The sequence below is a fragment of the Shewanella sp. S1-58-MNA-CIBAN-0166 genome (genome assembly GCF_040310085.1).
Taxonomy (GTDB): Bacteria; Pseudomonadota; Gammaproteobacteria; order Enterobacterales; family Shewanellaceae; genus Shewanella.
The window spans coordinates 280736-304313 of sequence record NZ_JBEOPN010000001.1; the positions used below are offsets into that span (position 1 = coordinate 280736).

Annotated in this window: 23 protein-coding genes; 12 read left to right on the top strand and 11 right to left on the bottom strand. The window is 43.8% G+C overall.

Annotated features, from left to right (window positions below; all coding sequences use genetic code 11):
• Position 1 precedes the first annotated feature (1 nt).
• The 8 genes from cyoB to AAEY99_RS01320 all read left to right on the top strand — a co-directional run bounded on the left by cyoB (position 2) and on the right by AAEY99_RS01320 (position 9146).
• Positions 2–1984, top strand: a complete 1983-nt coding sequence (gene cyoB / locus AAEY99_RS01285) for a cytochrome o ubiquinol oxidase subunit I (protein WP_335692056.1) — start codon at positions 2–4, stop codon at positions 1982–1984.
• Entirely contained in the window at positions 1984–2619 is a 636-nt protein-coding gene (cyoC, locus tag AAEY99_RS01290) for a cytochrome o ubiquinol oxidase subunit III (RefSeq protein WP_101084849.1), read from the top strand. Before cyoB ends, cyoC begins: the two co-directional genes overlap by 1 nt.
• Positions 2619–2948, top strand: coding sequence for a cytochrome o ubiquinol oxidase subunit IV (gene cyoD / locus AAEY99_RS01295; protein ID WP_101084848.1), 330 nt, complete (start codon positions 2619–2621; stop codon positions 2946–2948). The genes cyoC and cyoD overlap by 1 nt, the downstream gene beginning before the upstream one ends.
• 12 nt (positions 2949–2960) lie before the next feature.
• A complete protein-coding gene (gene cyoE, locus AAEY99_RS01300; protein ID WP_351008663.1) occupies positions 2961–3866 on the top strand; it encodes a heme o synthase in 906 nt (301 codons plus the stop codon).
• A 221-nt stretch (positions 3867–4087) separates the two neighbouring features.
• Complete coding sequence (locus AAEY99_RS01305; protein WP_182743400.1) at positions 4088–4894, top strand: hypothetical protein; 807 nt, start codon at positions 4088–4090, stop codon at positions 4892–4894.
• 117 nt (positions 4895–5011) lie between these two features.
• Positions 5012–5737 (top strand): osmolarity response regulator transcription factor OmpR, encoded by a 726-nt coding sequence (ompR, locus tag AAEY99_RS01310; RefSeq protein ID WP_101084845.1) that lies wholly within the window; start codon positions 5012–5014, stop codon positions 5735–5737.
• A 3-nt stretch (positions 5738–5740) separates the two neighbouring features.
• The gene (gene envZ / locus AAEY99_RS01315; RefSeq protein ID WP_101084844.1) at positions 5741–7081 is read left to right on the top strand and encodes a two-component system sensor histidine kinase EnvZ; all 1341 of its coding nucleotides are present in this window, start codon (positions 5741–5743) and stop codon (positions 7079–7081) included.
• A gap of 118 nt (positions 7082–7199) precedes the next feature.
• Positions 7200–9146: a methyl-accepting chemotaxis protein gene (locus tag AAEY99_RS01320; RefSeq protein WP_351008666.1), complete on the top strand. Its 1947-nt coding sequence runs from the start codon at positions 7200–7202 to the stop codon at positions 9144–9146.
• 109 nt (positions 9147–9255) lie between these two features.
• Here the strand turns inward: AAEY99_RS01320 and AAEY99_RS01325 are convergent, their stop codons facing one another.
• The 7 genes from AAEY99_RS01325 to AAEY99_RS01355 form a co-directional block, all read right to left on the bottom strand.
• Positions 9256–9729, bottom strand: a complete 474-nt coding sequence (locus AAEY99_RS01325; RefSeq protein WP_162022045.1) for a peroxiredoxin — start codon at positions 9727–9729, stop codon at positions 9256–9258.
• 49 nt (positions 9730–9778) lie between these two features.
• On the bottom strand, positions 9779–10276 hold the full coding sequence (locus AAEY99_RS01330; protein WP_242445071.1) for a DUF2937 family protein: 498 nt from the start codon (positions 10274–10276) through the stop codon (positions 9779–9781).
• 194 nt (positions 10277–10470) lie between these two features.
• Entirely contained in the window at positions 10471–10821 is a 351-nt protein-coding gene (locus AAEY99_RS01335; protein ID WP_162024249.1) for a cupredoxin domain-containing protein, read from the bottom strand.
• Positions 10822–10830: 9 nt separating this feature from the next.
• Positions 10831–13071: a heavy metal translocating P-type ATPase gene (locus tag AAEY99_RS01340; RefSeq protein ID WP_101084839.1), complete on the bottom strand. Its 2241-nt coding sequence runs from the start codon at positions 13069–13071 to the stop codon at positions 10831–10833.
• Entirely contained in the window at positions 13071–13517 is a 447-nt protein-coding gene (locus tag AAEY99_RS01345; RefSeq protein WP_101084838.1) for a MerR family transcriptional regulator, read from the bottom strand. Before AAEY99_RS01345 ends, AAEY99_RS01340 begins: the two co-directional genes overlap by 1 nt.
• A gap of 237 nt (positions 13518–13754) precedes the next feature.
• Positions 13755–14561: a 2,5-didehydrogluconate reductase DkgB gene (dkgB, locus tag AAEY99_RS01350; RefSeq protein ID WP_351008671.1), complete on the bottom strand. Its 807-nt coding sequence runs from the start codon at positions 14559–14561 to the stop codon at positions 13755–13757.
• Between the two features lie 129 nt (positions 14562–14690).
• On the bottom strand, positions 14691–15572 hold the full coding sequence (locus AAEY99_RS01355) for a LysR family transcriptional regulator (RefSeq protein ID WP_351008674.1): 882 nt from the start codon (positions 15570–15572) through the stop codon (positions 14691–14693).
• Between the two features lie 192 nt (positions 15573–15764).
• Here AAEY99_RS01355 and AAEY99_RS01360 point away from each other — a divergent pair, with 192 nt between their 5' ends.
• Positions 15765–16967 (top strand): MFS transporter, encoded by a 1203-nt coding sequence (locus AAEY99_RS01360; RefSeq protein WP_192113984.1) that lies wholly within the window; start codon positions 15765–15767, stop codon positions 16965–16967.
• A gap of 135 nt (positions 16968–17102) precedes the next feature.
• On the opposite strand, the gene AAEY99_RS01365 is transcribed toward AAEY99_RS01360, so the two are convergent.
• A complete protein-coding gene (locus AAEY99_RS01365; RefSeq protein ID WP_351008675.1) occupies positions 17103–17996 on the bottom strand; it encodes a LysR family transcriptional regulator in 894 nt (297 codons plus the stop codon).
• Between the two features lie 145 nt (positions 17997–18141).
• On the opposite strand from AAEY99_RS01365, the gene AAEY99_RS01370 reads away from it, so the two are divergent.
• Both AAEY99_RS01370 and AAEY99_RS01375 read left to right on the top strand, forming a co-directional pair.
• Positions 18142–18585: a DoxX family protein gene (locus AAEY99_RS01370; RefSeq protein ID WP_101084834.1), complete on the top strand. Its 444-nt coding sequence runs from the start codon at positions 18142–18144 to the stop codon at positions 18583–18585.
• Positions 18586–18630: 45 nt separating this feature from the next.
• Complete coding sequence (locus AAEY99_RS01375; protein WP_162022041.1) at positions 18631–19326, top strand: pirin family protein; 696 nt, start codon at positions 18631–18633, stop codon at positions 19324–19326.
• 76 nt (positions 19327–19402) lie between these two features.
• On the opposite strand, the gene AAEY99_RS01380 is transcribed toward AAEY99_RS01375, so the two are convergent.
• The 3 genes from AAEY99_RS01380 to AAEY99_RS01390 are packed head-to-tail and all read right to left on the bottom strand — an operon-like array spanning position 19403 to position 21605.
• Entirely contained in the window at positions 19403–20992 is a 1590-nt protein-coding gene (locus AAEY99_RS01380; RefSeq protein WP_351008678.1) for a PepSY-associated TM helix domain-containing protein, read from the bottom strand.
• Positions 20993–21027: 35 nt separating this feature from the next.
• On the bottom strand, positions 21028–21285 hold the full coding sequence (locus AAEY99_RS01385; protein ID WP_101084831.1) for a hypothetical protein: 258 nt from the start codon (positions 21283–21285) through the stop codon (positions 21028–21030).
• 2 nt (positions 21286–21287) lie between these two features.
• A complete protein-coding gene (locus AAEY99_RS01390) occupies positions 21288–21605 on the bottom strand; it encodes a hypothetical protein (protein WP_101084830.1) in 318 nt (105 codons plus the stop codon).
• A gap of 667 nt (positions 21606–22272) precedes the next feature.
• On the opposite strand from AAEY99_RS01390, the gene AAEY99_RS01395 reads away from it, so the two are divergent.
• Positions 22273–23571 (top strand): cytochrome c, encoded by a 1299-nt coding sequence (locus tag AAEY99_RS01395; protein ID WP_192113982.1) that lies wholly within the window; start codon positions 22273–22275, stop codon positions 23569–23571.
• Positions 23572–23578 lie beyond the last annotated feature (7 nt).

The following is a 23578-nucleotide window of genomic DNA, read 5'->3' on the forward strand; positions in this document are numbered from 1 at the left end:
CATGTCATTTCTTGGAAAATTAACACTCGAGTCTATTCCGTATCATGAACCCATTATTATGGTGACCCTAGCGGCTGTCGCCATTATTGGTGTCATCATTGCGGCCTTAATTACTAAACATCAAAAATGGGGCGTGCTTTGGCACGACTGGTTAACCTCGGTTGACCACAAAAAACTCGGTATTATGTATATCGTATTAGCGATGGTAATGCTGGTCCGTGGTTTTTCTGACGCGATTATGATGCGAACTCAGCAAGCACTTGCCACTAACGGCGCTGCGGGCTATTTACCACCAGAACATTACGACCAAATCTTCACAGCCCACGGCGTGATAATGATTATCTTTATGGCAATGCCATTTATGATTGGTCTGATGAACTTGGTCGTACCATTGCAAATTGGTGCTCGCGATGTCGCATTCCCATTCTTAAACAACTTAAGTTTTTGGCTAACCACATCTGGGGCAATATTAATCAATATTTCGCTAGGACTCGGTGAGTTTGCTAAAACAGGTTGGGTAGCTTATCCGCCATTGTCTGAGCTGGCATACAGTCCGGGGGTGGGGGTTGATTATTATATCTGGGCCTTGCAGATATCCGGTATCGGGACAACCTTAACTGGGGTGAACTTTATCGCCACCGTGTTAAAAATGCGTGCACCTGGCATGAAGCTAATGCAAATGCCTATTTTCACTTGGGCCTGTACTTGGGCTAACGTGTTAATCGTTGCATCGTTCCCAATTTTAACCGCTGTTTTAGGCATGTTGACCTTAGACCGTTATTTAGATTTTCACTTCTTTACCAATGATGGTGGCGGTAACGCCATGATGTACATCAACCTGTTTTGGGCTTGGGGTCATCCTGAAGTATACATTTTGGTATTACCGGCTTTCGGTATTTTCTCTGAAGTGTTTTCAACCTTTACCTCAAAGCGCTTATTTGGTTACACCTCAATGGTGTGGGCAACCGGTGCGATTTCGGTGCTTGGTTTTATTGTGTGGTTACACCATTTCTTTACCATGGGTTCAAGCGCTAACGTTAACGCCTTCTTCGGCGTAATGACCATGGTGATTGCGGTGCCGACCGGGGTAAAACTGTTTAACTGGCTATTTACCATTTATCGCGGCCGTTTACGTTTTACCGTGCCAGTATTGTGGTCTTTAGGCTTTATGGTGACCTTCACCATCGGCGGCATGACCGGGGTATTGTTAGCATTACCTGGTGCCGATTACGTACTGCATAACAGCTTGTTTTTAATCGCCCATTTCCATAACACCATTATTGGTGGTGCGGTATTTGGTTACATGGCTGGTTTTGCTTACTGGTTCCCTAAAGCGATGGGTTTCACACTCAATGAACGCTTAGGTAAGGCATCATTTTGGTGCTGGCAAATTGGCTTCTATGTGGCCTTTATGCCGTTGTACGTACTTGGTTTTATGGGCATGACTCGTCGTATTAACCACACAGATAACCCAGCGTGGAACTTCTGGCTTTACTTTGCCGTAGTCGGCGCATTTATCATTCTTGTGGGTATTATTTTACAGTTTGTACAATTGTATGTCAGCTTCCGTGACCGTGAGCAAAACTTAGATACCACAGGCGATCCATGGAACGGCCACACGCTTGAGTGGTCAACATCTTCACCACCACAGTTCTATAACTTTGCCCAGTTAGATCCAGTAACAGACATTGATGCGTTCACCGACATGAAAGAAAAAGGCACTGCCTACAGACGTCGTGAAACATACCAGCCTATTCATATGCCTAAAAATACTGCCAGCGGTATTGCTATGGCGGCGTGTATTACGGCGATGGGATTTGCTGCAATTTGGCATATTTGGTGGTTAGCTATTGTTGGGTTTGCGGGTACGTTTGTACTGTTCTTGATGCGTGCTTATAACAATGATGTTGACTACTACGTGCAACCTGATGAAGTCGCGCGTATTGAAAATGCACATATAGATAACGTAGCTAGAGGCCGATAATGAGTATTGCTATTAAAGCAGATTTACACGACGCTCATTCTGCTGAGCACGGTGATCAACACCACGAAGAACACCACGATACCAGTGGTAACACCTTGTTCGGTTTTTGGATTTATCTAATGACCGACTGTATTTTGTTCGCATCCGTTTTTGCCACTTATGCCGTGTTATTCATGAACACCGATGGTGGAGTGTCGGGTAAAGATATTTTCGAATTAGACTTCGTCCTTATCGAAACCGCCGCATTACTTGTCAGTAGTATTACTTATGGCTTTGCCATGATTTGTGCGAGACACCAAAAGAAAGCGGCGACTTTAGGGTGGTTATTAATCACCTTCGCTTTGGGTTGTGTGTTTATCGCCATGGAAGTGTACGAGTTCCATCACCTGATTGAACATGGCAATGGTCCAGATCGCAGCGCCTTTTTATCAGCATTTTTCGCCTTAGTCGGCATGCATGGCTTGCATGTTACCGCGGGCTTAATTTGGATGCTGATCATGATGGTCGAAGTCGTCAAGTGCGGTTTAAATAATCGCAGCATCACCCGCTTGAGTTGCTTAAGTTTGTTTTGGCATTTCTTAGACATCGTGTGGGTGTGTGTGTTTACCGTTGTTTATTTGTTAGGAGTCTTGTGATGAGCAATGCACATTCAAGTCATGCCGAGGGCGACTTTGGCGCTAGCGTTAAGTCATATTTAGTCGGCTTTGTATTATCAGTGATCTTAACCGGTATTCCATTTTGGTCGGTAATGACTCACAGCTTTGATCATGACACCACCTTATGGATTGTCGTCGCTGCGGCTATCGTGCAAATCGTGGTGCACTTGAAATACTTCCTCCATTTAGATTTTTCTAAAGAAGGCAGAATCAATACATTCTCGTTCTTATTCACGGCCTTGATTATTGTCATGGTTGTGGGTTTGTCTGTGTGGATTATCTACGCAGCCAATGAATTGATGATGTAACCGACAGCTATCATGAATAATCAAGGTCAATCTATGTCAGCACAATTAACCTCACGCTTACGAAGATATGTTCAGGTAACCAAACCAGGCATCATCATGGGCAATTTAATTTCTGTCGCAGGCGGCTTTTTACTCGCGGCTCAAGGCAATGTTGATATGACCTTGATGTTTGCCACCATGATAGGTTTATCTTTGGTGGTAGCGTCGGGTTGCGCAATCAATAACTGCATTGATCGCGACATCGACGCCAAGATGAAGCGTACTCGAAACCGAGTTACCGTTACCGGTGAAATATCAGTACAAGCGGTATTGAGCTTTGGTATTGGTTTGGGTGTTGTGGGCTTTACCATGCTGGCGATATTCACTAATAGCTTAGCGGTGTTATTTGCCGCCATTGGCTATGTGGTTTATGTCGGGGTGTACAGCCTGTACATGAAACGCAACTCGGTTTACGGCACCCTAGTAGGCAGTTTTTCGGGTGCAGTGCCACCGGTCGTTGGCTATTGTGCGGTCACCGGGCAAATGGACATGGGCGCAATTATTTTGCTGCTGATGTTTAGCCTATGGCAAATGCCCCACTCTTATGCGATTGCGATTTTTCGCTTTGACGACTACGCCGCTGCTAATATTCCGGTATTACCGGTTGCCCAAGGCATGGCTAAAGCTAAGTTGCATATCGTGTTGTACATTGCTGTTTTTGCATTGGTTAGCGCACTATTACCGCTGGCGGGTTACACAGGTATTGCCTTTATGGCCGTGACCTTTGCCACCAGTTTATGGTGGCTAGCGATGGCGTTAAAAGGTTATCGTCGCGGCATCAATTTACAGTCTTGGGCTAGGCAAGTATTTGGATTTTCCATTATTACCATTACCGCATTAAGCGTGACCATGGCATTGGACTTTCAAGTAGTAGCCTAAGCGCCTTTACTTACATTGGTGCCATAAGTGACTAAGCTCAGTAAAAGGCTAAGTTCAATAAAAGGCTAAACTCAATCAAGGCTTCAAGCCCGTGGCATTATGCTGCGGGCTTTTTTATTTGATAAATCCGCATTAAAGACTAAGGTTTAAGACTGATTAAAATTACCGCATGCAATTCTATTTTTCGTTTTTAACCGCATCATCAAACATAAAGGGATCTTATGTTTACCGTGTTAACAGGCAACAAACCCGACATCCCGTCGCTTAGCTCAATAAGCCTCATTCCCTTCCTGCTGACCGGCTGTTTACTGTTGGCAAACCCACTGCAAGCTAGCGAGAAACCGACGATCCAAGAAGCAAAAAACAACGTATTTGGTGATTGGGTAATCAACACACCTGAACGTATTACCTTGTTGCAGTTAAATCATAATCGCAGCTACTTACACCTAGAACTTAACTTAAGCGCGCCACAAAATAGCGTTGCAGAATGGGGACGCTTGGATCTGCAATCAACAACTGCTAACTTTATCCCTAGCTACAGCAATAATGCCCAACAAGGATTAGCCGCATATCAATTCGAGTATCCGCAATTAAACATGACGCTGACATCACAGTCGTTACAACTCGCCTTAACCATAGATACCAATGCCGATAGCATTGCGGATGAGCAACATCAGTATGGCTTCACCCCAAACCAATCAGTCTATGGTGTATGGCATCAATTGTCTACCCCAGCGCTGAGTAGCTTGGTACTGCTCGACAATGGCTATTACGCCATGGTGAACATTAACCTACACCAAGACCCACAAGCCAATGAGCACGTCACTCACTTACAATGGGGACGGTTTGAATTACACCAAAATCAGCTAACCTTTGAGCCCGTTTTTAATAGCCATCTCCAACACACATCTAACTTACCCAGTACTAGTCCCAGCATGGTTTATCAGCCTAGCAAACAGCAATTGGCATTATCGTTTAGCGTAGATACTGGTAATTTAACTGACCATTTGTTGCTATTTAAGCGATAAACAAACATTTACAGCTATTTAGTTACAATTTCTGCCACAATCAGCTATTCAAATTCAAGCGATTACACTTCATACTGAGTCATTGCTGGTATCAATTTAGCGTTAAAAGGATATGTCATGGGCCAAGAAACCTCTAAGATTCTCGTTGTCGATGACGACATGAGATTACGTTCGTTATTAGAACGTTACTTAATTGAGCAAGGCTTCCAAGTTCGCAGCGCTGCCAATGCTGAACAAATGGATAGATTACTAGAGCGCGAAAACTTTCATCTACTGGTGCTCGACCTCATGCTACCCGGTGAAGATGGTTTGTCGATTTGTCGCCGTTTACGTCAGCAAGAGAACCCTATCCCGATTGTGATGCTAACCGCTAAAGGCGATGAAGTTGATCGTATTATTGGCCTAGAGCTAGGCGCTGATGACTATTTACCTAAACCGTTTAATCCACGTGAATTATTAGCACGTATTAAAGCGGTTATGCGTCGTCAAATTGTTGAAGTACCTGGCGCACCAGCTCAGCAAGAAGAAATGATTGAGTTTGGCGAGTTTTCGCTAAATTTAGCCACTCGTGAAATGTTTCATGGCGATGAGAGTATTGCCCTGACAAGCGGTGAATTTGCGGTACTTAAAGTGCTGGTAAACCATCCTCGAGAGCCACTATCACGTGACAAATTAATGAACCTTGCCCGTGGCCGTGACTACTCTGCCCTTGAGCGTTCAATCGATGTTCAGGTGTCACGTCTACGCCGTTTAATTGAAAAAGATGCCGCTAACCCACGTTATATTCAAACGGTTTGGGGTTTAGGTTATGTATTTGTACCCGACGGCACCACGCGTAAGTAATCCATGAAACTCAAGTTAAAATGGTGGCAACGCTTCTTGCCCAGAAGCGCTTTTAGTCAAACCGTATTGTTGATTGGCAGCTTACTGTTGATCAATCAATTAGTGTCATATTGGTCTGTCGCCGTTTACTTTATCAAGCCCAGTTACGAGCAAATTAACCAACTGATTGCCCGCCAAATCAATATACTATTTGTTGATGGGGTTGATGTTGGTCGTGAACATCTCACCATGGTGGATGCCTTAAACGCCAAAGTGCGTGACGATGGCATGACCGTTTATAACCAAAAACAAGCGCAAGAAGCCGGACTCGGCCAAGCCACTTATTACAGTTTCTTGTCAGAACAAATGTCGGTTTATCTTGGCGGCGAAGCTGAAGTGCGTTTTTCGCAAGGTGAAAAGCTCGATGTGTGGATTAAACCGCCACAAGCCCCTTCTTTATGGATTAAAGTGCCGCTCACAGGCATTAATGAATCAGACCTGTCTCCACTAACATTATATTTACTGGTGATTGGCGGGCTCAGTGTCGCCGGTGGCTGGCTGTTTGCCCGCAGACAAAATCGTCCGCTTAAACGCTTACAAAAAGCGGCAGTAACCGTGTCTAAAGGCGATTTCCCTCCGACGTTACCATTGATTGGTTCAACCGAAATTGTTGAAGTTACTCATGCCTTTAACCAAATGGCCAATAGCATGAAGCAGCTTGAGCAAGACCGCGCCTTGCTAATGGCAGGGATTTCACATGATCTACGCACGCCATTGACTCGCATACGCTTAGCGTCAGAAATGATGGTAGAAGACGACCAATATTTGAAAGAAGGCATTGTCACTGATATTGAAGACATGGATGCGATTATTAACCAATTTATTGCTTATATTCGTAACGACCAAGAAGGCATACGTGAACCCGACCAAATTAATCGTTTGATCCAAGAAATCAGCCAACAAGAGTCACACCGCGAAGGCACCATTGAGTTATCTCTGGCTGACTGTCCCGAAATAGCCATCAATAGTGTGGCGATAAAACGCGTATTAAGTAACTTAGTCGAAAACGCATTCCGCTATGGTAACGGGTGGATAAAAATCAGCTCATATAATCAAGGTCAATACTTGTGCTTTAGTGTAGAAGACAATGGCCCTGGTATTAATGAAGACCAAGTTGAACAGCTCTTTCAACCCTTTACTCAAGGCGATACCGCACGTGGCAGTGTTGGTTCAGGCCTAGGACTGGCGATTATTAAACGCATTATCGACCGTCATCACGGCAAAGTTAAACTGTCTAATCGCCCTCAAGGTGGCTTAAAAGCGCAAGTGTGGCTGCCGTTAATCGACAAAAACCTCTACAACTAACAACGGCCATATTTCACCACCCACATGACTCAACTCATAGATAAAGTGAAGTCACGAAAGACTGTAACATTAGTGCCATAAAATACACATATTGGCATTTATGTGAACTCATTTACCTATGAAGATATCAACCCTATCCCTTAGTGCATCCGCCTTATTATTAGTGCTTGCGGCATTGCTCGCTGCCACTGTGTTATGGAGTAACCAACAACGACAAACGAGTGAAAAATTAAACCTCGATTTACAACATATTCAACATACCTTTCAATATGATGTTCGCCGGAATATTGATAGCTACTTACAAACAGGGCAAAGCAATTATCTCGAACAAGCCCGTAGTGATATAACCCGCATAACCGTCAATATTACCCAGTTACATTCTGCTCACCCGCAGCTTGATAGTGCTTCACTGACCACCTTAATGACTCAATTAATTGGCGACTTAGACACTAAATACCGTGCAGCAGGAAAACTGGCCGGTAACCCACGCCAACTACTGGCTTTTGCTGAATCAGAAATGCTCGATTACAGCGGTAGTTTACATCGCTATGCCCAATCAGCTCCAAATGACTCAAATACCGCGCAGCAATATCTTACGCTTAGCCTTAAGTTACCCAGCTTAGTTTATCAATTATCACAGCAGACTCAGGCCTTATTGATTGATCAAGATACCGGAGTCAGTAATAGTCTTAATTTTTCAATTAATGCCCTCAACACATGGCATGACGATTTGGAGAAGCTATCTTTGCTGGGTATTTATCGCACCGAAGAAGTGGATGAATTCGCCTTAGGTGATGACGAACCGGAACGTATTGAAACCGGTGAAACCCCACGGGCAGAATTACTCAGTTTGACCCAACGCTATAGCAAAGAAGTGAGTAATACCAAGCAAATGCTCAGCGATAATCAACAGGTACAAGCAGCGCTAATAAACGCCACCAGCCTAGTGGAACAACAACTGGTGACACTAGCCGACACGCAAGCCGTAACCGATGAACAACTTAAAATCCGTTTACAGTGGCTGCTATACACCATGGTGACATTGATAGCATTGTTTTCTATTGGTTATTTAGTATTACAACAACGTCGAGTCGTTAGCCCACTTAAACGTTTAAATCATGCTTTTTCAATGTTAAGCGAATCGAATCAACGTGAACCATTACCCGTGACCAGCCAATGTGAAACAGGCCAAATTGCGGCACACTTTAATCGCCTTTTACAGCGATTTGAACAAGATGACGAACAACAAAAAAGTAATATGGCACAGGTGTCTAACTCATTGAGTGAGCTAGTCGCCAAAATTGGTTTCTTATCAACTAGCACGCAACAAACGCAACATGTGGTACAACAAACGCAATCACAAACCGCTGATTTAATTACTCTTGCAAATGAAGTAAACCGGTCGTCTAGTTTAGTAACTGCCAGTGCAGAACAAACCATGCATGATATGCAAGCAAGCCAAAAAGAAGCCCAAGCGGTGTTAGATGCGACCGATCATACGTTAACCAAGGTCAATCAATGTAACCACTCACTAACCCAACTCAGTACATCAGTTAACGACGCGGCTAAAATTGTAGATGTTATTAGTAATATCGCCGACCAAACCAACTTATTGGCCTTAAATGCCGCCATTGAAGCCGCTCGTGCAGGTGAGCAAGGTCGTGGTTTTGCGGTGGTAGCCGATGAAGTGCGCAGTTTATCGCAACGGACTCAACAATCATTAAAAGACATAATGGCTATTTTCGAGCAACTAACCCGCTCTAACACAGCACTTAGCCACAGCGTAAACGACATCAGCGAAGCATCTGCACAGCAGAAAGGTCGAGCCCAGAGTTTGTTAGATGTTGCGTTGCAAGTACAACAGCAAGCTCAAGAGATGGCGAGCAGTGCGAGCCAAGGGAGTGAACATGCTAAGCAACAGGTGGGGCATCTTGATGAATTTGTCATCGCGATGGATAGCCTAATGCTGCATGCTAAAGATGCGTTTGAACAAAGTGAAACGATTGCGCTTGAGGTCAGTAACAGTGTCGATAATATTGAACAACACTTAGGCATCCGCGGATAATCAATACTGACAAATTTGCGGTATCGCTGTTTTAATCATAAAAATGGGCGCCATATTGGCGCCCATTTTACTGTACTGTTAAGTCTCTATTACTGAGACATAATATAGATTACAGTGCAGCCATTACTGCTTCAGCAGTGCTGACTTCAAATGACTTACCTTCCTCAACATTCAGTAAAGTCACCACGCCATTGTCGATCACCATCGCATAACGCTGTGAACGAACGCCACCAAAACCGGCGGTATCCATTTCTAAGCCTAACCCTTTAGCAAAGCTTGCATCACCGTCGGCTAGCATCATTAATTCAGAAGCATTTTGGGCTTCACCCCATGCTTTCATTACGAATGCATCATTAACTGCAACACAAGCAATAAGGTCAACACCTTTAGCTTTAAACTCGTCTGCAAGTACAACAAAACCTGGCAAATGAGCTTCTGAACAGGTTGGTGTAAATGCACCTGGTACAGCAAACAATACCACTTTTTTACCGGCGAAAAGCTCAGTAACATCGTGATTAACCATGCCGTCTTTTGTCAGTTGGCTTAAGGTAGCTTTTGGTAAAGATTGTCCTGTAGCGATCATAATATTTCCTTGATTATTAGAGGCTATTAACCCTTGTTAAACAGAAAGGTTACCTTGGGGAAAATACCCTACGACAACCCAAATACAAAATAGATAATACTGATTCACACAATATCGAGATCAATAACCCTAGCAGCAACCCAATGGCAATCGCCTCTGGTTTCAATAAAATCACATGGCTATAAGCCTGCCAGACCTCAGCTTGAATGTCTTTTTGTGGGGCTAATGCTATTTGCTGATAAGGACTATAACTGTGTTGATGAAAACGACTCAACGCTTCGGTGAGTGATGTATAACGTTGGTATATTGACTCAATACTTTCACCACCGGCACTAAACACCGGATCGTTATTTTGTTGATAGTGAAGGATAAGTTTACTGATGTCTCCAGCAAAAAAACGGTCTGCATCACGTTGAAATTCTGCCAAACTGAGTTTAGCTTCAAGCTGATGAGCTTCGAGTCGTTGGCCGTATTGTTCGACAAAAGCAGGGACTTGAATACCAATCAAGACACCACAAATAAACAACACTAAGCGAAAGTAATCCATTAAACGTCGTATCATGATGTCATCGAAAAATCAGTTGTAAATGAATCCTCAGAATATCACCAATTACGCAAGTAAGCATCTTGAATAAACAGATGTTAACTTACGTAATTGTGTGGCTTTTTTGAAAGTTTATGTGCCTAGCGACAAGCATCAAGGTGAGAGTGATACCTGCTTAGCATGGCTACTATCTAGGTTTACTCAACCAGTAATACCCCTTTATACATCTGCATTTGGCAATGAAACGGATACTCACCTTTGGCTAATGCTGGCAGCGAAATTACCACAGATTTATCCAGTGGTAGCTCTTCGCTAATGTCTAAGTCTGGAAATAACAAACTGGCCGAACACCCTGCTTTGTCTTGGCGTAAAAAGGTTAATTGCGTCGCGGTATTGGCCGGCACAGTTATCCTTGCTGGGGAGTAAACCCCGTCTTTAACCACAATAGCGTTACTTGCTTGATGAGTGGTCGCTTTGGGTTTATACAACCAAAACCACCAAACGATAATGGCAATTAATGCCACACAAAATAAATTAATTAATAGCATCATTCACTCCTAGTGTTGTTGAGGGCTAAAAAAGCGCAAACGATTGGCGTTGCTCACTACTGTTAATGATGAAAATGCCATCGCAGCACCAGCAACCACAGGGTTAAGTAATACGCCAAACACCGGAAATAACACCCCAGCAGCAAGCGGTATACCCGCCATATTGTAAATAAACGCGCCGACTAGGTTTTGTCTAATATTGCCTAAAGTCGCCTTACTCACCGCGATGGCATCTGCCAAACCGTGTAGCGATCCTCGCATTAGCGTTATGTCGGCACTTTCAATCGCGACGTCGGTTCCGGTGCCAATAGCAAAGCCGACATTGGCTAGCGCCAACGCAGGTGCATCATTAATGCCATCACCAGTCATGCCAACCACCTCACCTAATGCTTGTAATTCGGCCACTTTATTGGCTTTATCTTGCGGTAATACGTCGGCAAAAAAGTCATCGACACCCACTTTGGCAGCCACAGCTGCGGCTGTCGCGTGGTTATCTCCGGTAAGCATAATGACCTTAATGCCACTGCTTTTAAGCCTTGCGATGGCGGCAACAGAGTCTGCTTTAATCGGGTCAGCCACGGCAATCACTGCTGCGAGTTCACCGTCGATAGCAAAATACATTGGCGTTTTGGCGTCTGCTGCCAACGCTTGTGCTTGCTGTTGATAATCGCTTAAGACTATGCCTTTTTCGCGCATTAATTTTTCATTACCAAATAATAACTGAGTCGATTGATACTGAGCTTGGACACCAAATCCTGCAATAGCAGTAAAATTTTCAACATTGAATAAGGTTAATCCCTTATCCGCTGCGGCTTGAACAACGGCCTGTGCAAGTGGATGCTCGGAATGTTGCTCAATACTTGCCGCCAGTTGCAATACTTGTTCTTGTTCGCGACCATTGACCACGATGATATCGGTGATTTTTGGCGCGCCTTCGGTAATCGTGCCGGTTTTATCTAAAATCATGGTGGTAATAGTCGATGCCGTTTGCAGAGCTTCACCATTACGAATAAGCACGCCAGATTCAGCGGCTTTACCTACACCCACCATCACCGACATGGGTGTTGCTAACCCTAACGCACACGGACAAGCGATGATTAAAATTGTCATCGCCGACACTATGGCGTATCCCACAGAGGGTTCAGGCCCAAAATTAAGCCATACCATGGCGCTGATAATGGCAATAATCATCATTGCAGGAACAAAATAGCTCGAAATAACATCTGCCATTCGACCAATTGGCGGTTTGGAGTTCTGCGCCCGTTTAACCATAGTAATAATGTGCGCCAAAGCGGTATCTTTACCGACTCGTGTGGCGGTAAAAGTAAGTGATCCCAGTTTGTTTAATGTACCTGCGACCACATCATCATTAACACTTTTTTCAACCGGAATAGGTTCACCCGTCAACATCGATTCATCAATAAAACTACTCCCCTCAACGACCACACCATCTACGGGAATTTTTTCACCTGGTCGAACACTGACTTTATCGTTTAATTGCACCAAGGCAATATCGATATCGACCGCTTTACCATTGCGGATCACTCTAGCCGTTTTAGCTTGTAAACCAATTAAGCGCTTAATCGCTGCCGAGGTTTTACCGCGCGCCTTGACCTCTAACGCGAGTCCAAGATTGATTAAACCAATGATCATCGCGGTTGCTTCAAAATAGACATGGCGCGCCATTTCTGGCAATAAATCTGGTGCAAATACCACCACCATAGAGTAAACCCACGCAGTGCCTGTTCCGAGCGCAATTAAGGTGTCCATATTGGCACTATGATGAGTAAATGATTTCCATGCGCCAGTATAAAAATGCTTGCCGGAGAAGAACATTATCCCTAAGGTCAGTATACCAATTGCTCCCCAAACCAGCTGTTGTATTGGGTTAGTAACGGTCATGTCACCAATAAACAAACCATAAATCATCAGTGGGATACCCACTGCCAATGCGACAATAGTGTGTTTTATTAGGCTTTTATAATATATTGCATCTGCCTGTTCTTTCTCATCAATAGCATCTGCACCACCTTGATCGTTAATCAAAATAGCGTGATAACCGGCTTTTTCAACGGCCTCAAGCAAACTAGCGACTTCAACCTCTCCGGTGACCATCACACTGCGATCAGCAAAGTTCATTTCAGCCTGCTCTACTTGCGCGACTGTTTTAAGGGCTTTCTCAATTTTGCCAACACAGCTGGCACAACCTGCACCCTCTATCAATAATTGTGTTGTTGTTTGGGTATTCATCACAAAGACTCCTTATCACTAACCTGACAAGGGGTTTCATGGTTTGGATCAAATCCCTCAATCAAGTGACAAATCATGGCACCTGTAGGCGCCAATGCTGGCAGATTTTCCCACTCACTTACGGCTTGAGTCAGCTTATTACGTAGCTTTAACGTTTCATTAAACAGTATTTCAGTTTCGGCCAACTTTTGGCTAATAAGCTGCTTCACCATGGTACAAGCACTTTCACCGTGATCGGTTTTGGAAAAAATCACTTTAATTTCATCTACCGAAAAACCTAAGTTTCTGGCACTCATAATAAATCGCATCCGCGACACTTCTTTGTCACGATAGTATTTATAACCATTGCTAGGCGATTTTGTTGGTGCGAGCAGGCCGATTCGGGTGTAAAAACGAATTGTGTCTGTGGTAACACCCAATAACGTTGCGAGTTCACTTACTTGCATAATCACTCCTTGGGGTAACGACTGTATTAAATAATAAGATCTACATAAATAAATCTATTGAGTATATGCAACGACTGTAAACCTATGTCTTACACCTATGTCAAGTGGCCAATAACCCTGAAAATAAAAAACGCCAATATGAACACTCATGTCGGCGTGGATACTTGATATATAAATAATCTAATGGTGAGTGCAAACTGCGTGGGCACTTAAGCTATTGGCACATTCGCTGATAAATTATTGATCCCAATCGGGGCTAAAGTCAGGCGCCGCCACACGATGATTTCGGTCTAACTTATCAATTGCGGCCATGTCTACAGACGGGAGCGATAACGCTAATGAGGCAATATTAGCTTGAACATTTACCAGCTTAGTTGACGATGGAATAGTGACATAACCTTTTTGGCGCATCCACACTAATACCGCTTGGGCGGGTGTCATTTGGTGTTTCTTCGCAATCGCGACAATAGTGTCGTCGGTTAATACCGCACCATAGGCAAATGGCATATAACCCGTCACCATAATATTGTGCTGCTGACAAAATTCGACCAGTCGGTTATTTTGCAAATATGGATGTACTTCAACCTGATTAGTGAATATTGCGTCGGTACCTAAAATCTCAATCGCTTGTGTAACCTGGGCCATAGTGAAATTAGACACGCCAATGTGTTTCGCTAAACCAGCATCTTGCACCTCTTTTAATGCCAGTAAATACTCTCGCATAGGTACTGAATCATCGCGTAACGGCCAATGTATCAGTAACAAATCCACATAGTCGGTTTGCAATAAAGCCAAGCTGTCATGCGCGCTTTGAATCAGTTGGTCGTGGGCAAAGCGATCTGTCCACACCTTAGTGGTGAGGAAAATATCAGCTCTTGCGATACCCGATGCTTTAATTGCATCACCAACTTGTTTCTCATTGGCGTAAATCTGAGCGGTATCAATGTGGCGAGACCCCTGCTGTAGCGCCATTAACACTGAATCAAATGCCAGTTGATCTTTAAGTCTGAAGGTACCTGTGCCTAACAATGGAATAGTGATCATATTGTCTTCCTAAAAACGGTATCTGAACCAACACTGTGCGCCAACTAACAACAGAAATAAACCGTCAACCAAGCAAATCTGTTTTGCTCAAACTGCAAATATCTACACACGGTTAAATTGAGCCCTTAGTTATAAGGTTAATCTTGGTTGAATAAACTCAATAAATGCAGAAATACGTCGCGCAACAATAGACGATTTGTAATACACCGCATTCACTTGTTCACGTTCTATGTGAGTAAACTTCTCCGACTGAAGTATGGGCACTAACCGACCCGCCACGAGATCATCATTAATCATAAAACCTGAAAGACACGCAATGCCATTACCTGCCAGTGCTAGTTGACGCAAAGTTTCTCCATTGCTGGTGCTGATGGTAGGGGTAATAACATCGAAACCTTTTAGCGGCCAGTGATTCAATATTTTAGGTTCGGTAAACCCAAGTAACTCGTGGCAAGTCAAATCAGACACTTTTTGTGGCACACCTCTACGCGCTAAATACTCAGCGGAGGCAACAATATGTAAGGCACTTTTTCCTAATGGTCGAGCATGCAAGGTTGAGTCTGCCAACTTACCAATTCTAATGGCCACATCGGTACGCTTTTCAAGTAAATCGACATAGCCCTCGTTCGAGGTCAATGCTAATTCAATGTCTGGATAAGCGGCGCGAAAATCTTTCATCAAAGGCACTAATTGATGAAACACAAACGGACTTGCCGCGTCCACACGCAAACGTCCTTGTGGTAGTTCACCACGACGTACGAGTTCATCTTCTGCGCGTTGTAATTGTTGTAATCCACCCCGAACAGATTCGACAAATTGGCGGCCTTCATCGGTTAACTCAACACGCCGAGTGGTGCGATTGAGAATGGTGACCCCGAGCTGTTGCTCTATTTTACTTACCGCGCGTGACACTCGTGCAACCTGAATATTGAGTGCATCGGCCGCTGCAGAAAACCCGCCGCAGTCGACCACCATCAGCAATATATCTAAATCATCTGAACGCGTAAGCATGCATACCTCATCTTGTGCTGTGTCGATCTAAAGAGTCGCTCTAACATCATTGTTTATTGCATTTATAGCAAAAGTCATTTGCTAAACATACTGTTTTTAACAACATATATCTAATCAATAATGACGCCCATCAACTGACTGACACATTTATCGCGACGGTAAATCCTAGCGACAACCTAAGAGGAACACATTATGCCGTTAGCTTTACTCGCATTGACGCTTAGCGCCTTTGCTATTGGAACCACCGAATTTGTCATTGTGGGGTTAATCCCCACAATGGCACAAGACCTTAACGTATCATTACCATCGGCTGGCTTATTGGTCAGTCTTTACGCATTAGGTGTCGCCATTGGCGCACCAGTACTCACCGCATTAACCGGTAAATGGAATCGCAAACACGTATTGCTGGCGGTAATGAGTTTATTTGTTGCGGGTAATCTATTGGCTTGGCAAGCGCCCGGTTACGAAACCTTAATCGCTGCACGCATTATCACTGGGTTAGCCCACGGAGTGTTTTTCTCTATTGGCTCAACCATTGCCACTGGGTTAGTACCCAAAGAAAAAGCCGCCAGTGCGATTGCCATTATGTTTACGGGGTTAACCGTCGCCTTAGTGACAGGCGTCCCTTTGGGCACCTATATTGGCCAGACCTTTGGCTGGCAAGCCACTTTTTTAACTGTCGCAATTCTTGGGTTTGTAGCCTTGATTGGCAGTAGCTTGTTGGTTCCCAATAATTTACCTCAGCCACCCGCGGCAAAATTATCATCGCAATTAAAAGTACTCACTCAACCACGGTTATTACTGGTCTATGCCATTACCGCATTAGGTTACGGCGGCACATTCACAGCCTTTACTTTTTTAGCCCCCATTTTAGAGCAAGTGTCTGGTTTTGAATCTCAATCTATTGGCTTAATCATGTTGGTGTACGGGGTATCGGTCGCTATTGGTAATATTTGGGGCGGAAAAATGGCCGATAAAATGGGCCCAATTAAAGCGTTAAGTATTATTTTCAGCGGTCTTGCGACCATATTAGTGATATTTAACTTTACTGCGGTTAACCCTATTGCCGCTGTGATCACCATTTTGGTCTGGGGCGCATTTGCATTTGGTAATGTACCTGGGCTACAAGTTTACGTAGTTTCCCTTGCACAGAAGTACACACCCGACGCCGTTGATGTGGCTTCAGGATTAAATATTGCCGCTTTTAATATCGGTATTGCACTTGGGTCTTGGGGTGGCGGGCTGATTGTGGCTAACGCTGGCCTAATGCATACACCTTGGGTTGGTGCGGTGATTGTGGTTATTGCCCTAGCATTAACACGTTTCAGTGGCTCACTAGACAAGAAAACTAACGCTAGCAAGAATGCTCAAGTGAGTATTCAAGCGAGTAGTTAAAAGAATAGTTAAAAAAATAGTTAAGCAACGACATCAACGCTGATATTCAACATCACGATGGGATCGATAAGCACCAATGTGAGCTCGTATCTGCGATCTCACATTGGTCGCTATCATTGTGCTCACATTCAGATGTTATAAACCCCAATCGGCTTTAGGTAAATGCTCCACAAACCAGTCAAATGCACGGCCTTGATGGTCTTTATGCCAAGCAATGTACAAACTTTGATTCGGTCTTGGAATTGAACACATTTTTTCAATCAACTCACCACTATCAAAGTAGCATTGCACCATGTGTCTGGGTACAAAACCAATACCTAGTCCTTGTAACTGTGCTGCTATCTTGGTTTCCATGGTGTTAACTTTAATCACTTGTTTGCTTTTAAAAAGGCCACTACTGCGAGTAGGTAAAAGTTGTGATGTATCGGCGACCACCACCGAAGCATAGTCAGTTAGTTTGTCGGCTTCTAATACGCCATCAACAAACGCCAATGGATGATGTGGCGCTACCGCAAATACAAATTCAATTTCGCCTATTTTATGGGTTTGAAATACACCTCTTGGTAACTCACCAGACGCACCAATCACAATCTCGGCGCGTCGGCTGTGCAATGCATCCCAACCACCACCGACGGCTTCAACATCGACACTAATGTCGACCGAGTGTTCTAGCTGATTAAATTGTTCAATTAATTGAAACAACGTCCCCTGGGGGATGACCGTGTCGCGTGATAGCCGAATTTCAGTTTCCCAACCAGACTCTAATTGCTGCACAGAATCAACCAACCGATTGGTTGCTAACAAAATCTGCCGCCCTTGCTCTAACACAATTTTACCTGCTGGCGTCAGTTGTGCTTTTTGCTTTGTGCGGTCAAATAACGCCGTGCCCATATCATCTTCAAGTTTTTTGATGGTGTAAGTCAGCGCTGACGGTACTCGATATAACGATGCCGCTGCAGCAGCAAAGCTGCCCTTACGTTCAATCGCATCTAGGGCACGTAATGCGTCAATAGTAATCGGATTTTGCATCAACTCTCCATATTCAAATAATTTGAACCTTTACGTCAGTTTATTCCGATTTTTTATTCAATCAAGTCTCAATATACTTCTTATCAACCAGTGAGACAGGCTCACTAGAAACAATTAATGTTTAAATTTATTGAGGATATATACCATGAAAGCACTCGTTAAACGCATCACAAACTCTACTGCAGGTTTTAGCACTTTGGCATTACGCTTACCTGTTGGGATTATTTTTATGGCTCATGGCGGCCAAAAACTGTTTGGTTGGTTTGGCGGTTATGGCCTTGAAGGTACAGGACAGTGGATGGCATCGATTGGGATTGAGCCCGGCGTGTTAATGGCTTTCTTAGCCGGTAGCGCTGAATTGGTTGGCGGACTGTTCATCTTATTGGGTTTATTGACTCGTCCAGCAGCGGTTGTATTAGCATTCACCATGATTATCGCCATTGCTAGCGTACATATTAGCAACGGTTTATTTATGGCAAACAACGGTTATGAATTTGCGTTAGCACTATTGGCTGCCAGTGTGTCACTTGCACTATCAGGTTCAGGCAAAGTCGCGCTAGATAAAGCCATTGTAAGCAAACTGTCTTAATTTTCCGTACTGATCACTTATTCATTAAACGATAGGAACAACATTATGATTACCTTACGTCATGCAAGCGAGCGCGGAATAGCCAACTTTGGTTGGTTAGACAGCAAACACAGTTTTTCATTTGGCAGCTACTATGATCCACAACACATGGGCTTTTCAGCACTGCGAGTGATCAATGACGACAGTGTCACTCCTGGTGCCGGATTTGCCACTCACGGCCACCGTGACATGGAAATTATCAGCTACGTACTTGAAGGCTCTATCGCCCATAAAGACAGTGAAGGCAATGTTGAAGTGTTGCCTGCAGGTGAGTTCCAATTAATGTCTGCTGGCAGTGGTATTACTCACAGTGAGTACAACGCATCCGCCACAGAGCCACTGAAGTTTTTACAAATTTGGATCCAGCCAAATGCTTTAGGTAATACACCAGGATATCAACAAAAAAACTTTGGTCAAGCAGTAGGACTAACCACGATTGCTACGCCAACGGGTGAAAACGGAACCTTGCAAATCAAGCAAAATGCGACATTGTCACAACTGATTTTGGCGCCTAAATCTGAAATAACCTATCAGATTGCGACTGACCGTAAAGTGTATGTTCATCAAGTCGCTGGCGAGCTCAATATTGAAGATCAACAGCTAAAAATAGGTGATGGCGCTAAACTCACCGACATGACCACGGTGACCTTAGTTAATCCATCGGACACTCAAGCAACTGCACTGATTTTTGATTTACCCTAGATGAGGTTAGTTGATGATTAAGCCTATGATAGTGTTCCTTCACAGGCTTAATAGCTTCAACTTTATACCCATTCCATTATCCATTAGCAGGAGTAACGTTTTTTGCCATGGCTGGTTGCGACCGAGGTAATACGCCTAACTTACTGACAGTCCATAAACACACTGCCGTTACCAGCATCATGCCAACTTGGATCCCGATGACACCATGATAACCGCTTTGCCATAACGCTATTATTTGCTCAGAAAACAACAACCAATCTGCCAAAATTGTAATGGCTAATATACTACTGGTGAGCAAAAGTAGCTGGCTGATATGACGCTTAATATCGGTCACTTTTATACTACACAACATAACGAGCAATAGTGACGTTACAAAACACCCCACTAACCATTCACCTCGTCCAGATAAGGTTGCAGGTAATAGTCGTTCACACAAAAATCCAACTGCTGTCGCCACAATAATGCCACCACAGCCACCAATCGTCATCGCGGTTACGATAGCAATACTGCGCGGTGAAGACTGGCGCTGAGCGCTGCGCTTATTTATCCATAACATATTGCCGGTAACAATCATCGCACTAATAGCCATCGCCAAAATAAAGTACAAAATACGGATGTCTAAGCCGGCAAAGTTACTAAAATGCAATGTCACTAGTACATCTCTACCCTGGCGGAACACATTGTAGTTATCGGCATTAACCTTATCCATCACAGTGCCATCCTGCACCCGATAGGTCACTTCATCTCGTTGAGCAAAATTAACCGTATCGGTACCACGCACTTGTACTAAGGCATTTTCAGCACCGTAATGGTGGAAAATAATATTACGTAACTCAAAATTCGATTGCTGTGTAGTGTGTTCAATTAAAGTAAACGCATTGCTCATATCCAGTGACGTTTCACTTCGCGGTTCGCTGCTACGGTTAAAACCGGCATCGTTAAACAATGCTTGTCGATCGCCCTGATAAATAAACACCACAAAAGCCAGTTGGAACACTATGGCCAAGTTAAGGATCAAGCCGCTTAGGGCATACATCAAGGTAAAGGGAATTGTCATTACTCCGACTACAGTATGAAGATCGAGTAATTTATCCCGGCGCTGTTTATCAACGCGATACAAAAAGAAATATTTCAGTAATTTACGCGCATGGATAAAAATGCCAGACACGAGTGCAAACAGAAAAATCAGCGTAACGACACCAATAAGATAACTGCCGCCGGGTAGATCGAGGTTGTAATGCAGACGGTACATAAATTGCGATAAGTAAAAGTCATCTTTGCCCGCTACGGTTTCGCCGCTTTTAGGATCAACCAATATCGCCATCGACTGGCGGTCCGATTGCGGAGCATCTCCAAACACATCGAAGTAAAAAATATAATAAGGTACTAGCTCAGTCGGCATATTTATTCGAAAACGGCCAGCTTGATCTACTGGGTATTCAGCAAACTTTTGCTGTACCAGTTTCGCTAAAGGAATATCTGCTTGGGTATTATCGACTGGATGATGAGGCGTAATGGCCCACTGGGCGATTTCATCGTGAAACAAGGTCACCGCGCCAGCCCAAAATACCAAAAACAGTAAAGGTGAAATAATTAACCCAAGCCAACTGTGGGCTTCGATGAGATTTTTAATGACTTTGTGCTGTACCGGAGAATCAGATTTCATTGAGTTATTCATGACTTAGGTTTGAAAAAAAATAGTTAGTTTTGCGAATAAAATAACAACGTATTGATAAGACTACTGGCCACAAGCCATTTGGCGCACACGACACTCGCCGCTTTTGCGCTATTGCGGCTATAACAAAATGTCATCACCCCAACCCACACACAAAAACCCAGCATTAGCCCAACAAATAGTTTTACATCTACAGCAGCCGGTAATATTCGAAAAACAATGAGCATTAAACTGATTGCCAGTAATAACCCCCATAAAAATGCAGCAATAGATTTAGGCCACACGGTTATTTAACCCCAACAAGGAGGATACTGACAAACAACGCAAAGCCTAGCGAACTGACCCAGATGCTACGACCTTTATAGTGCGAGGCCACCAGCACCAGTAGTATCCACATGGTCATCATGCAAATCAGCACCACTAAACTGGCGACGAATACACTGTAAGTATGGCTAAACCCCCACACTGCAAATAACACCGCTAAACCGCATAAGCACCAAGCCAGTAATTTGGGAAAAGGTAAACTAACAAGCTGCTGTTTGTCAGATGCCAAATAGGCAAACAAGCAACCAAGCCATAAAGAAGCTACACTGACAAGTTCCATCTATTTCGATCTCCGGCCATTTAACGCAAATGATAATGATTTGCATTAATTATCCAGAATATCTTTGCCAAATACAAGTTGATTGTGCTCAAGCCTTTAGAAATAGCAGTTTGAATGTGCTCTAACAGCGCTGTAACGATATATTGTGGCTTAATCATGGTTATGGAAATTATCATGGTCAACAATCATATCGAGGGAAAACAATCGCCGAGGCAAACAACCACAATATTAAATAGCTGTTTGGCGATGAAATAAGCTGATCACCGATGAGCAAATAGTCGATAAACATCGACATAAGCCTTAATGGCTAATAACCACTTTTTCATTAATGTATCCAACACTTTATGAATCTGGCATTGGCGCTCATTTTAATCATAGATCACTAAGATTAACGCAACATAGTAGCAACCTTGAAAACTCTGGATTAACAGTGGATTAACTAAAGCTATTTATTTAACAATCCTCATGTTACTCGTCTGCACAGTGCTGTATTATTTTATTCTAATACAGTAAAAGATCCGTCAATATCAATGCTGGACAAAGGGCCATCCCTTGCTTAGGATTAATATTTGACCAATCACAATAATAATACAAAGTCGAACAGGGAATGTCAGATGAAATATTCCCTTCTCTATCTCATTTTTTATTTAAAATAAGGCAATGTAATATGCTAAAGCGCATCGTTTACAGCGTATGTGGCGCAGCTATTGTTGGACTAGCTATATTCAGTATATATGCTTGGCACCCTGCAATTGATCCCGTCGAATCAACTCAAACAGATTATTCTCCACACGTTATCGAACAAGGTAAAATGCTTGCTTCTGCAGGCTATTGCAGTACTTGTCATACACCGCCAGGTGGCACTCCTTATGCTGGTAACTATGAAATGCATACTGACTTTGGCACCATTTATTCAAGTAACATCACTCCAGATGTCGAAACCGGTATTGGTAGCTGGTCTCAAGCTGCTTTTGCTCGCGCCATGCGCACGGGTGTGAGCCGCGATGGACATCATTTATTGCCTGCGTTCCCTTATGAACACTTTAATAAAATGACCGACGATGACATTAACGCGATTTATGCTTACATCATGACGTCTGTTCCGGCGGTTAACCAAGCAAAAAAAGACAACGGCATTCCGTTTCCGCTCAATATAAGATGGTTTCAAGCGGGTTGGAAACTGCTGTTTGCTGATACCCAATCTTTTGAGGTCAACAGCCAACAATCTGCCGAATGGAATCGCGGTGCTTACTTAGCGGAAGGTATTGCTCACTGTGGTGCATGTCATACTCCACGTAATGCATTGGGCGGCGAAAAGTACGCACAAATGTACCAAGGTGCCGCCATTGATGGTTGGATAGCACCATCGTTAACCTCTACTAGCACTTCGCCTATCCCATGGCGTGCACAAGACTTTTACGAATACCTTACAACCGGTAACTCGCCTTACCATGGTAGCGCGGTAGGTCCAATGGCGCCGGTTATGCACAAGGGCTTATCAGCTCTTCCAGACAGCGACATAGAAGCCATTAGTGGCTACTTTGCTGAAATTGCCCGTACCAATAACACCGACGATCCAGACTCAAGTAGCACGTTACAAGCAGCAATAGCGGCACAACATCAACAACCGGATCTGCGGATTGATGAAGGTGCACGTTTATATGCGGCAGCTTGCCAAGCATGCCACTACAACAGCGACCAATTAGTTAAAGGCCGCCCATTAATTACTATCGGCTCGGCAACACATCTTAATGATCCAACTAACCTGATTAACGTAATACTGGATGGTGTGCGCAGCGATCAAGGGATTAGCGGCGTTGTAATGCCAGGCTTCCGTGATGCACTTAGCGATGAAGACATTAGCGCAATTGCAGCTTATTTGCGCCAAACAGCTGGGGAAAACACCTGGCCTAAATTACAACAACAAGTGGGCGAGATCCGTAATCAACCCCGATTTGAGCACTAACTTCACT